This is a genomic window from Ruminococcus sp. YRD2003, assembly GCA_900109435.1.
Classification (GTDB): Bacteria; Bacillota; Clostridia; order Oscillospirales; family Ruminococcaceae; genus Ruminococcus; species Ruminococcus flavefaciens_G.
The window spans coordinates 169080-181838 of record FNZT01000006.1 but is presented as its reverse complement, the minus strand read 5'-3'; the positions used below and the strand labels follow the sequence as shown (position 1 = coordinate 181838).

Below are 12759 nucleotides of genomic sequence, written 5' to 3'. Positions count from 1 at the left end.
CGCAATTATGCGGGAATAGCAGCAAACTTCCGCAAAAAAAGGGACGTTCCGAAGAACGTCCCCTGGGAGAGGTAAAAAGCTTATTCCTGATGTTCGTGGAAGAAGTAGGGGAGTGCGTCATAGATGTAATGACGTACCTGAGGCCACCAGTGTACATTGCCGCGAGCTTCGAGGAAGTAGAGGTTGCCCTGTGAGAAGTCAGATGTGTATGTGAATACATCTGTATTCTTTTTGAGTTCATTTATCATCGGTACCATGTTGCCGTATGCGATGTCCTCGGTACCTGTAGCAGCGAGTACGAAATACTCGTCCTTCTTGAATCCTGAGCTTTTAGCTGAATTTATGACCTTGCCTGCGCCGTCCCAGCAGTGACCTGACAGGGGCATGAAGTATGCGATGATATCGAGGTTATTGTTGAAGTTAGCCCATGTAGAGCCGCCGCCCATCGAGAAGCCGCCGTAAGCACGGTGATATCTTGAAGCTCTGAGACCTGCTTCGGTGGTGTTCTCCGCATAGGTGGAGTATTTTCCTTCAACGTAAGGGATAATGCTCTTGCGCATTTCCTCCCAAACGCCGTCAGCGCTCGGAGCCTTGTTGAATGTAGGAGTTACAACTATCATAGGCTCTATATCGCCGTTTGCTATCATGTTATCGAGCATGATGTCGATGTTGATGTTATTGTCGTTGAAGCAAGTTTCCTCGCTTTCTCCGCCGCCGTGCATGAGGTAGAATACGTTGTACTTCTTGGAGCTGTCATAGCCGTAAGGAAGGTAAACGTACATATTCTTGTTGCCGTTGATGCCGTTGTAGTTTTCCTTGACAACAGTACCGTGGTTAGCGGGTTGTTTGAAGTAGCTGTCGGGAGCAGCCTTGTACTTGAGGGCAGCGTCGTAATCGAAGTTGCTCACTGCTATCTCGCCGACTGTACCGCCGCCGGTAGTAACGGAAGACTTTGTGCCCTCTGCTGCGAACTGAACGTCGTCGACGTAGAAAGCGAATGTGCCCTCTGTAGACTCAATGTAGAATACGAGGTCTGTAGCGCCTTCGGGGATAGTGTAAGCAGTATTCTCGAGCTTTGTCCACTCCTTGCTGTTGACATTAGCCTTTGCGATGTTATCGTATGCGGTCTCGCCGGAAGCGTCTGTATACTGGAGCTGGAGCTTCATTTCCTGAGCGGAGTCCGTGGGCTGCATAACTGCTGCTGAAAAGCTGTATGTGCCGCCTGCCTTGAAGTCACTGCCGAGTGTTGTGTTCAGACCGTTCCAAGCGGCGGACCTGCCTGATACCTTAACTGAATTACTGCCTGAGTAGTAATGGTTTTTCTCAGATGAGATGTTAGCGCCGCCTCTGCCTTCCCAGTTGCTGTTGCCTGACTCGAACGATTCGTTCTGAGGGTCAATAGAAGGGGCGGGAGGAGTAGTTGTGGTAGTTGTTGTAGTTGTGGTGGTTGTTGATGTCGTCGTTACCTCTTCAGTCTGTGCAGTCGTAACGCTGCCGCCTTCTTTGTAGCTCTCGGGAAGCTCGCTGATGATACCTGCATCGAGCTTTTGTATTGACAGCGCGTCTCTTGCGGTAACGCCGTCGCCTCTCATATAAACGTCAGCATTGTCGAGAGCCTGTGCGTCGAGGTTGTACTTATCCTTGTTTGCGACATACTGGAGGATAGCAACTGCGTCAGCTACCGAGACCTTTGTATCCTTGTTAGCGTCGCCGTACACAGTTTTTGAAGACGGAGCAGCTGTAGTAGTAGTCTGCTGAGCCGTAGCAGTCGTTGTCGTTGTCGTAGTTGTCGTAGTAATAGTTGTTGTCGTAGTAACAGGTGCGGGACCGTCGATCTTTGTGCCTGCAACGCCGCCGATAGCCTCGTCGAGGTAGAAGCTGTCTGTTCCTTCGTCTGTCTCGACATAGAACTGATAGCCTGAGCCCTCAGGCATCTTGTAGTTAGTATTTGCGAGCTGTACCCACTCACCCTTTGCGACCTCGCTCTTAGCGATCTTATCGTAAACGGTCTCGCCGCTGGGGTCTGTGTACTGGAGAGTGAGGTAGAAGAGCTGTGAATCGGAGCTTCCCTCGTCGTACATTACATCGACGCTGAAGCTGTACTCCTCGCCGGGCTTGAATGCCTTGTTATTGAGTGTGCGAGAAGCACCGTTCCATGCAGATTCTCTGCCCGAGCAGTAGAGAGCCTTGCTGCCCTCGTACTTGCTCTTGCTGCTTGCCTCAACGGAAGCCGAGCCTCTGCCTGTCCATGACTCTGCACTTTCCTCGAATGTATTGTGGAAGAAGTAGCCGTTTTCATCGGGCTCTATAACAACGGGAGCACCGCTGAGGACCTTGCTGCCGTCGCAGCCGTTATACATCTGGCGGTCGTACTCAAAGAAGTCGATATCAGCATAGCCGCCTGTGGTCTTTGTAGCATAACTGTAGATACCGCTGCGGTAGCCTGTGAAGAGCTTGAGGTCGTAGGTCATTGAGAGTTCCTGACCGAGCTTTGTCCAGTTCTGACCGTCGTATGAGTAGTAGAAGTTAGCCTTGTCTATGTTGTTGGAGGAGCTTCCGTCGCTGTTAATGTTAGCGAACTTGAAATCTACCTTTACGTAAATCTCGTCGCCGTTGAGGTTCTGTTCAGCAACTATCTTGTTGGATGATGACGGAACATCGTTTCCTGTATTCACAGACATATATATCTTCTTGGAGCCGTCGTCGTTTACGTGAACGCCGATACAGCCGTACTTGAGCTGGAACGCTGAAAGACCAGCATAGTCGCCGGGCTTCATATTCTTCGTGTCGAGCTTGATATAGCTGCTGCAAGCAGGGCCCTCTGTACGCATTGTCAGCGTATTGCGGGCGTTGAGCAGATGGGTAGCAGTGTGCTTGTTCTTGAGACGGAGCCAGCCGGGACGCTCTGTTACCGACCAAGCGGTGTTGTCGGGATTGTGGTTCCACGACCACTCAAGAGCCAGGTCGTTGGAACTGTAGTCAAAGCTGTCATCGCCTGCGACATCAGTACCCTTGTTCGTGCCGAGGTCGAGAGTTATCGGAGCCTTGCCGTTAACGCCCATCATCGGCCAGTCATTCTGCCAATTAACGGGAACGAGGACGGGGATACGTCCAACAGCGCCGTGGTCCTGGAACAGGAGACCGTACCATTTTCCGTCGGGAGTATCAACGATACCGCCCTGAGCGCATCCGCTTCCGTAGGTACCCAGACCTGAGTCAAGGATAGTTTTGCTTTCCCAGTTGCCTGTGAGGCTCTTTGAGCGGTACACGAACTCGAGACGTCCGTGACCCGAAGGCCATGCGATACCGAAGATGTAGTACCAGCCGTTGATTTTCTGGATATGCCAGCCCTCGCCTGCGAGGTTATTGAAGTTGGTCTTGAAGAGCTGCTTCTCAAGTCCGCCCGACTTCCAGCCTGTCATATCGGAGTTGAACTCCTTGATGCTGCAGGTACCGCCTGCACCCGAAACGAGGTAGTTCCTTCCGTCGTCATCGAAGAGGATGGAAGCGTCGTGGTACATACCGTTGAGTTCAACGCGTGACCACTCGCCGTTCTCAATGTCATCCGTTGAGCAGATGTACGACTTGCCCGAGCCATAGCTTCCGAAGAATGCGTAGAACTTTTTCTTCTTCTCGTTGTATCGGAGGCTGGTTGCCCACTGTCCGTGAGAATAGTCGTGCTTGCCGTTTGCGAGGTTCTGCACGTCGCCGTTGGCATATGTGTCAAAAACGTAATTGCATATTTCCCAGTTGGCGAGGTCCTTGGACTTCATAATGGGAGCGCCAGGGCTGAAGTACATGGTGGTGCTTACCATATAATAAGTATCGCCTACGCGGATGATGTCGTCATCGGGAACGTCTGCCCAGATGATAGGGTTGTTCACAGTACCCGCAGCGGAAGCCTCGAGAGAAACAACGTCATTTTTTATCTGGGGCATGACAGTGCCGACGTATGTCGCGGCAACAGCTGAGAGGACTGCGCCCGACAGGATACGTTTTAATACATTCATGATTAACCCTCCTATAAATAGTCACTTGTAAAATGTTAATATTCTATTAATTTTATTGTACATATCTTTTGCGCATTTGACAACCGAAAAAACGAAGAAATGGTGTAATTTTTGAATATCGAGTTCACTTTTTTGTGAAAAAATGGATTTATGACAAGTCCATTTTTTTAGCAAATTCATCGCAATATCTGATTGATTTGCCACGTGAAACCGTAAAACAGGCGGTTTGCAGACCGCAATTAATGGTTCGCGATGCAAACTGTTAATGTCAACAATTTACCATTCGTACAAATTTATATTTGTACGTACAAGCTGACAAAAAAATAAGGCTCCCCTTGCGGAGAGCCTTAAATAGTGCTTTTTGTGCAGACAAGTTTTAAACTTACTGCTCTTTTATCATATCCTCGAAGGTCTCGATATAGGTATCGGCTGACGACGACCAGCTGAAATCACAGCTCATTGCCCGCTTGACAAGAGCTTCCCAGCGGTCGGAGTCGTAGTAGTCGCGTTTGGCTCGCCATACCGCATCGAGCATATCGAACGCATTGTATGTCTTGAAAGTGAAGCCGTTGCCGTTTTCACCGCCGTTGTCGCGGACAGAGTCGCGCAGACCGCCTGTCTCACGTACGATGGGGATAGTTCCGTAGCGCATGGCTATCATCTGAGCCAGACCGCACGGCTCGCTCTGAGACGGCATGAGGAACATATCCGCGCCGGCGTATATCTTATGGGAGAGCTCGGGGATAAATCCTACGTTCACCGAAACTCTCTCGGGATAGCGCCGAGCCATTTCAAGGAAGAAATCTTCGTACATTTTCTCGCCGCTTCCGAGGACTGCGAATTTTACACCGCTTCTGACTATCTCCTCGAAAACACAGCGGATGAGGTCGATGCCCTTGTGGCGGACGAAACGCGTAACGATACCGATGAGAGGTTCGCCGTTATCGTTCATACCGAGCTCGCTGAGGAGCTCCGCCTTGCATTTGACCTTTCCCGAGAGCTCATCGGACGTGTAGCGCCACGCAATGCACGGGTCATGTGCAGGGTCGTAGAGCTTGGTGTCGATACCGTTCATAATGCCCTGAAGCTTGTACTGCTTGGTGACGAGAATGCGGTCGAGTCCGTGAGCATACCACGGGTCGAGTATCTCCCATGCATAGCTTGGGGAAACGGTGATGAGCTTATCTGAGGTCTCGAGTGCGCCCTTGAGCATATTGATGTAGCCGTCATACTCGAGAAGCCCTGTATTGTATGAGGGGATACCCATGACCTCACTGAGTACCTCCTTGCCGTATTTGCCCTGATATTCGATATTGTGTATGGTAAACACGGTCTTTATCTTGTCATAGCCCTGCTGATACTTGTAGTATATCTGATAGTATACGGGTATCAGCGCGGTCTGCCAGTCGTTGCAATTGATTATGTCGGGCTTGAAGCTGATATACTTCAGCATTTCAAGCACAGCGCGGTCGAAGAATACGAATCGTTCGCAGTCGTCGTAGAAACCGTACAGTCCTACTCTCTGGAAGTAGTATTCGTTGTCGATGAAGAAATAGGTAACTCCGTCGCGTTCGGCAGTATAAATACCGCAGTACTGTTTACGCCACGATACGTCAACGGTGATATTGGTGACGAACTCCATATCTCCGCGAAGTTCGGGTTTAATTGACTGATACAGCGGGATCACCACCGCGCACTCGTGCCCCTTGGCGCTTATTGCCTTGGGGAGAGAGCCGACAACATCGGCGAGACCGCCCGAGGCTGCATACGGTACAGCCTCGCTGGCAGCAAATAGTATTTTCATACGTGAACCACCAAATCCTTAGATCTTACCGTTTTTGCCTATATAGAGCGGGTATGTCTCAGAGCCAGTGAGCACCTTGTCATCGCTTATCTCGACGTTCTTGTCAGTGATCACGGAGGATATGCTGCAATTGCTGCCTATCTTGGTGCCCTGCATGATGACTGAATCTCTGATGACTGCGCCCTTGCCGACCTTTACACCGCGGAAGAGGATAGAGTTCTCGACTGTACCCTCGATGACGCAGCCGTCTGCAATGAGCGAATCCTTTATGCTTGATTCGAGACCGTACTTCACGGGAGCGTTGTCGCCTATCTTGGTGTAGACGGGCTGACCTGTCCTGAAGAGCGCATCTCTCTTCTCCTTTTGGAGGAGCATCCTGTTTGCGAGGTAGTAATTCTGCACGCCGTCTATGCGTACGAAGAAGTCCTTGTGCTCGTAGCCGAGAATGCGGTAGTCGTTGGAGCTGTTCTGGAGTATCTCGCGCGTGAAGCTGTAGAGATTACGGCTCGCGGCGTCGGAAACTATTTTCTTCAGGAAGTCCTTGGTGACTATCATCATATCGAGCCACTGGTTGCACTCGCCGGATATCATCGGGTCAACGAGTACGCCGCCGAGGGTGTTGTCCTCGTTGAATTCGAGTATAGTAGCGCAGTTGTTCTTCTCGCTGTCGTAGAAGCCCTTGCTGTAGATGAGGGTGATGTCAGCCTCAGTCTCCTTGTGCTGTTTGAGCACGGGGGTGAAGTCGATAGTCGCGACCACATCGCAGTTCGAGAGTATAACGTACTTTGCGTTGGAATGCTCAACAAAGCCCCATATATTGCTGAGAGCGTCGAGCCTGCCCTTGTAAATTCCGCCTGTCTGGCTGTACGGAGGCAGGAGGTGAAGGCCGCCCTTCTTACGTGAGAGGTCCCAGTCACGTCCTGAACCGAGGTGGTCGAGGAGCGAGCCGTAGTTCGACTTCGTGATGACACCGACCTCGGACACACCTGAATTAACGAAGTTGGAAAGCGGGAAGTCTATCAGGCGATAGCGTCCGCCAAAGGGTATAGAACCCATAGTTCTCTGCTTCGTGAGCTCGCTGACGTAGGAGTCATGCATACTCGCGAAGATAAGACCCAAAACATTATAATTTACACTGCTCATTATGATTCCTCCGATCAGATGTTCTCTCCGATGATCTGCTTGGGCTCAACGTTTTTGCCGTCAGATACCGTTACGTTATGTCCGACGACTGCGATGCCCCAGTCGTCCCTGTTTTCAACCTGCTCGGGGCTCTTGCCTATATGAGCGTTGCTTTCTATCACGCAGTCGCTTCCGACTATGGCATACTCTACCACTGCGCCGGACTTGATGACCGTGCCGGGCATGATTATGCTGTAGTTGACGGTAGCGCCCTCTTCAACGGTAACGCCCGCAAAGAGGATAGAGAAGTCGACTGAGCCGTCCACGGAGCTTCCCTCTGCTATCATAGAGTTTTCGATGTTGGCATTATCGCCGACATATTGCGGCGGACTGTAGCTGCTGCGCGAGTATATCTTCCAGCTCTTGTCGTAGAGGTCGAGCGGTACGCTCGGGCTGAGAAGGTCCATATTAGCCTCCCAGAGAGAATCGAGAGTTCCCACGTCCTTCCAGTAGCCCTCGAACTCATATGCGAAGAGTCTCTGACCGTCGCGGAGCATTGAAGTAATGATGTCCTTGCCAAAGTCCTTTGACCATGCCTCGCCGCGCTCGCGCTTTGCGTTTGCGTCCTCTTCGTTCTCTATGAGGTATTTTTTCAGCTTGTCCCAGCTGAATACATAGATTCCCATAGACGCGAGCGTAGACTTGGGCTCTTTGGGCTTCTCTACGAAGTCGATGACCTTATTCTGCTCGTCGCATATCATTATACCGAAGCGCGAAGCCTCAGCGAGCGGGACGTCAATGACGGAGATAGTGCAGTCAGCATCATTTGCGATATGGAAGTCCACCATTTTCGAGTAGTCCATTTTGTAGATGTGGTCGCCGCCGAGGACGACTACATACTCGGGGTCATATCTCTCAATGAAGCGCATATTCTGGTAGATGGCGTTAGCCGTTCCCTCGTACCATGAGGCGCCTGCCTGAGTCTCATACGGCGGCAGAACGTGAACGCCTCCGTTGAGCTTGTCAAGGTCCCACGGCTGACCGTTGCCGATGTACTCGTTGAGCACGAGCGGCTGGTACTGTGTGAGTACGCCGACTGTATCAATGCCCGAATTGGTGCAGTTGGATAGCGGGAAGTCTATCAGGCGGTATTTTCCGCCGTAGGGAACTGCGGGCTTTGCGACGTTCTTGGTCAGCGCATAAAGCCTGCTTCCCTGACCGCCTGCAAGCAGCATGGCTACGACTTTTTTCTTAGTGTACATAATATTCCTCCAGTGTCTGTATTATTTGTCAGCTGCTGAGGTTTTTTTCCTCTTTGCAGGAGCTTTTGTTTTCTTTGCTGCCGTCGATGACTTCTCAGCCCTCTTCCTTGCGGGAGAAGCTTTGAGGTACATGACTGAGAGCGGAGCGAGCGTGAGCGATATGCTGTCGTCGAATCCGTGCATACCTACCGCCTCAGACTTGTATGACTTCTCGGAGAGCCCTGCGCCGCCGAATTCGGTAGCATCCGAGTTGAACACGACCTTGTACGTGCCCTTGGCGGGAACACCTATGCGGTAATCGCGGCGCTCAACGGGAACGAAGTTGCATACAGCCAATATCTCCTCACCGTTGTCGTCGATACGTCTGAACGCGATGACGCTCTGCTTGTAGTCGTCATTGGATATCCAGCTGAATCCGCCCCACGAGTCATCGTTCTGCCACAGAGGCGCGTTTTCGATGTAGAATTTATTGAGCTTCTCATTGAACTTCAGGAGGCTGCGGTGAGAGTCGAAGTCGAGCAGGTTCCAGTCGAGCTGTCCCTTGTAGTTCCACTCGTTCATCTGACCGAATTCCTGTCCCATGAAGAGGAGCTTCTTGCCGGGGTGAGCCATCATATAGGCGAGGAAAGCGCGGTATGATGCGAATTTTTGCTCATACTCGCCGGGCATCTTGTTTATCATCGAGCACTTTCCGTATACTACCTCGTCGTGGGAGATAGGAAGGATGTAGTTCTCGGAGAAAGCGTAGAAGAATGAGAAAGTGAGCTTGTCGTGGTTGAACGAGCGGTATATCGGGTCGAGGCTCATATAGCTGAGCATATCGTTCATCCAGCCCATGTTCCACTTGAAGTTGAAGCCGAGACCTCCGATGTCGGTGGGCTTCGTAACGAGAGGCCAAGCGGTGGATTCTTCGGCTATCATGAGAGCGTCGGGGTGCTTCGAGAAGACAGCCTCATTTAGACGCTTCAGGAAGGCAACAGCCTCGAGGTTCTCATTGCCACCGTTGATATTTGCAGCCCATTCGCCGTCGCGGCGGTCATAGTCGAGGTAGAGCATCGAAGCTACAGCGTCCACGCGCAGACCGTCGATATGGAACTCGGTGAACCAGTAGTTTGCGCTTGAAATCAGGAACGAGCATACCTCAGCCTTGCCATAGTCGAAGACCCGCGTGCCCCATGCCTTGTGCTCTTTCTTGCGTTCATCGGTGTATTCGTAGCAGCAGGTGCCGTCGAACTCGTACAGACCCGCCTCATCCTTCGGAAAGTGAGCAGGTACCCAGTCGAGTATAACGCCTATGCCTGCGTCGTGGAAAGCCTCTATCATTGCGCGGAAATCGTCGGGAGTTCCGTATCGTGAAGTAGGAGCGAAGTAGCCTGTGACCTGATATCCCCACGAACCGTCGTATGGGTACTCGGTGAGCGGCATGAATTCGACGTGGGTATATGACATCTTCTTGAGGTAGGGGATTATCTCCTTCGCGAAGTCGGTATAATTCATGTAGACATCGCCGCCGTAGTTCTTCCACGAGCTGAGATGTACTTCGTAGACGTTGACGGGGCTCTTGTATATGCTGGTGGAAGCTTTTGCGGCGTACCAATCGCTGTCCTTCCACTCGAACGTGCTTTCGTATATCTTGGAGGCAGTTCCCGGGCGGGTCTCGAAGTGAGCTGCATACGGGTCAGCCTTCAGAATGGTCCTGCCGTCCTTGGTCTCTATGCTGTACTTGTAAGTATCGAACTGTTTGAGTCGTGAGATCTCTGCCTCCCAGATGCCGTCCGCAATGAGTTTGCAGGGATTCTTGCTTCTGTCCCAGCTGTTGAAATCGCCGACAACAGAAACACTTACAGCATTAGGAGCCCAAACTCTGAACGTATAGGATTTGCCTCTGCCTCTTTTTCTGCTGTGAACGCCGAAAAACTTCCAGGCTTCGCAGTTCTTGCCCTGATAGAACAGATAGAGCGGAAAATCGTTGGGATTATTGTTATTAACAGACATAATTCAGCCTCCTTTGCTAATATACATTTTATCAGAATCGGCGTAATTATTCAAGCATTTTCGTAAATCAGCATAAAATTTCAGTTAATACGATAAATTTACCCCTATTCTTTTGTGCGCTTTGCCACACGATATCAGCTGTTGAGAAGTATTTCGTTGTGAATTTGCACACACGGAGTATATCTCTATCAAATTTTTATATACATTGTTTATTTCTTAAAATTTTTACTCCTATTACAGTGACATCATCCGTATGCGGAGCTCTCGCAAAAGCCGCAGCTTTGACCGCTGTTTCGCGGACGATCTCCTTTATGTCGCCGTCACCCGAAAGCAGCTCTCGGATAAACGGGAACTCATTCTCGCTTATGCCGTCCGAGAAAGCTACGACCATGTCTCCTTCCTCGGTCTCGTGTTCGGCTGTGTAGACCTCCGCCGCCTCGTTTATCCCGACGGGGAATGTCGGCGCAGATACCTTTATCACGTCGTTTCCGTGCTTTATGAGTGTAGGTGCGGCTCCTGATTTCATTATCGTCAGCGTGTGGGTATCTGGGTCGAAACGGAGGGCGTCGAAGGTCGCGAAGGATTCATCGCGCGACTTCCCGACCATTACCGAGTTGACCATTTTTACGGCAGTGACGCAGTCCATTCCTCCGCATACAAGACGACGGAACAGAGCTGTCACCGTATGCGAGTCGACAGCGGCACTCTTCCCTGTGCCCATGCCGTCGGAAAGCGTGATATAGCATATTCCGCCGCCATCGGTGAATACGGACGAGCTGTCACCGCTGACCTCAGCTCCCTCCGCGCAGACTGACGCAGAGTAGACCTCGACCGTGTATTCGGGCTTTTCGTAGAAGCAGAGGCGGAGCTCGTCTGCGGAGCATACAGGGGCGGCGGCAGTGAGTTCGAGACCGAGACCGTCGGCTATGAGGTCACGAATGCGGGAACTGCTCAGCCCGACGTTCTCGGCGCTGTAGTAGAGCTCGACTGTGAGCCTGTTCGCGGCGTTATACCACGCTGAAGCGCGCAGCGGAGCGATGCCGTGTGAGGAGAGCTGCTCAATGATCTTTGCGGCAGTCCGTCCCGACGGACGAAAACTGTGCTCGGTCGCAGCGGCGCGGAGTATCTCTCCCGTCAGCTTCATCTGTTCGCTCAGGAGGCTTCGGTCGCGTGAGCGGCGGAGGCGCAGCAGACGGTCGGCGATACGCATTTCACGCAGCTGCTCAAGCTCCTCTTCAAGCTCGCGCTTTCGGACGCATGACTGCGGTATATCGGGCGTTAACTCGTCGGCGGCTTCTGCATCGAAACGGCGGCAGGTACTCCCGCGTGAGCAGCTCGTGCAGACCTCGGGAGAGTCGTGACGGCAGTCGGATTCAGCCGCGCTCAGAGCCGCAGACAGCTTCACCGCATCGCAGCGGACAGCGTCGATAACGTCCGAGAGAAAGGTGATGCGGCAGTTATCCGAGGCAATCGCGCCATGGTCGGAAGTCGGCTCTGTCGAGAGCCATTTGTCCGAAAAATACGGCGCAGCAGCGACGAACAAACCTGTTCCGATAAGTACGCTGAGAGTGATATCCGAGCCGTCGCGCGGAGCGCCTGTGAGGACGCTCAGGGAGTAGCAGAGAGCCGCAAAAATAAGCGCCGTAATGAGCGGTTTTCCCTTTCTGACATGACCCGCGAAAAGACCTGCGGCGGGGAATACAGCAGCGGCTATGCACTCACGCGGCGAGACGAGTGCAGCCGCGAATGCCGTCATAGCACCGCATATAGCGCCTCCTGCGCTGCCGTATGTATAGGCGGCGAGAACGGTTACGGCTATTCCGAGCACAGCCCCCGCATTCACAGCAGGGATACCGAGCGAATAAAGCGAGGCTGTGTACACTATATATATCACGGCATAACACCCGCCTGAAATCCCCGATAATGATATGACTTTTTCGTGCCTGAGACTGTTCAGCAGCTCAGCTCCGCAGTAAGAAGCGAACCCTGCAACGGCGGCATAGAAGCCGTAGAAAATGAGCTTTTGCGGGAGCTCTCCGATGAGAGCGGAAACCGACATCCCCGAGAGCATTACGCATACCGCGGTGATCATGCCGCAGCGCAGTGGAGAGCTCCGTGTGCCCGAGAAGAGTTTGGCGATCACGATAAATGCCATAGCCGCAGTCTTAACTATGCCCTTACCTACGGAATCCGTCGAAACACCGCGTATTATGGCGCCTGCGAGAGCTGCCGCTGCGTAGGGGAGCCCAAGTGCGCCTGCGAGTGAGATGTCCGCAAATGAAGCTGCCCCCGCGAGGGCAGTCCCGGAGAAAACGAAGCCGCCTGCAAAAGAGAGCAGGAGCGAGGCGGCAGTCCTGACTGCGGTGAGGCGCATTGTGTCCGATAGCTTTTTCATATGTATCACACTCCGAATCATAATTGCAAACTATTATAACACGATTCAGGTGCATATTTTGTCGGAATAATGACATAGTTTTTTTTATATGGCAAAACAGCCTTGGCGGCAAAGATTAATCATTCGAACTCAGTATAGGTTCATATGAGCTTATATTTTGCCAAAAAAGCT

At 51.9% G+C, this 12759-nt stretch carries 6 protein-coding genes; all 6 read right to left on the bottom strand.

Translation table 11 applies throughout. The features are described from left to right. Positions 1 to 80: 80 nt before the first annotated feature. Positions 81 to 4010, bottom strand: a complete 3930-nt coding sequence (locus BMX22_RS06080; protein ID WP_074741586.1) for a carbohydrate binding domain-containing protein — start codon at positions 4008 to 4010, stop codon at positions 81 to 83. Positions 4011 to 4392: 382 nt separating this feature from the next. Continuing rightward, positions 4393 to 5814: a glycogen synthase GlgA gene (gene glgA / locus BMX22_RS06075; protein ID WP_074741585.1), complete on the bottom strand. Its 1422-nt coding sequence runs from the start codon at positions 5812 to 5814 to the stop codon at positions 4393 to 4395. Between the two features lie 18 nt (positions 5815 to 5832). Continuing rightward, positions 5833 to 6957, bottom strand: coding sequence for a glucose-1-phosphate adenylyltransferase subunit GlgD (gene glgD, locus BMX22_RS06070; protein WP_074741584.1), 1125 nt, complete (start codon positions 6955 to 6957; stop codon positions 5833 to 5835). Between the two features lie 14 nt (positions 6958 to 6971). Then, entirely contained in the window at positions 6972 to 8198 is a 1227-nt protein-coding gene (locus tag BMX22_RS06065) for a glucose-1-phosphate adenylyltransferase (protein WP_143055483.1), read from the bottom strand. A gap of 21 nt (positions 8199 to 8219) precedes the next feature. Beyond that, positions 8220 to 10193 (bottom strand): 1,4-alpha-glucan branching protein GlgB, encoded by a 1974-nt coding sequence (gene glgB / locus BMX22_RS06060; protein ID WP_074741582.1) that lies wholly within the window; start codon positions 10191 to 10193, stop codon positions 8220 to 8222. 196 nt (positions 10194 to 10389) lie between these two features. Next, positions 10390 to 12588, bottom strand: a complete 2199-nt coding sequence (locus BMX22_RS06055; protein WP_074741581.1) for a SpoIIE family protein phosphatase — start codon at positions 12586 to 12588, stop codon at positions 10390 to 10392. Positions 12589 to 12759: the final 171 nt, after the last annotated feature.

Coding starts and splice junctions, on each gene's coding strand:
- BMX22_RS06080 (WP_074741586.1), bottom strand. CDS start 4,010: ATGAATGTATTAAAACGTATCCTGTCGGGCGCAGTCCTCTCAGCTGTT.
- glgA (WP_074741585.1), bottom strand. CDS start 5,814: ATGAAAATACTATTTGCTGCCAGCGAGGCTGTACCGTATGCAGCCTCG.
- glgD (WP_074741584.1), bottom strand. CDS start 6,957: ATGAGCAGTGTAAATTATAATGTTTTGGGTCTTATCTTCGCGAGTATG.
- BMX22_RS06065 (WP_143055483.1), bottom strand. CDS start 8,198: ATGTACACTAAGAAAAAAGTCGTAGCCATGCTGCTTGCAGGCGGTCAG.
- glgB (WP_074741582.1), bottom strand. CDS start 10,193: ATGTCTGTTAATAACAATAATCCCAACGATTTTCCGCTCTATCTGTTC.
- BMX22_RS06055 (WP_074741581.1), bottom strand. CDS start 12,588: ATGAAAAAGCTATCGGACACAATGCGCCTCACCGCAGTCAGGACTGCC.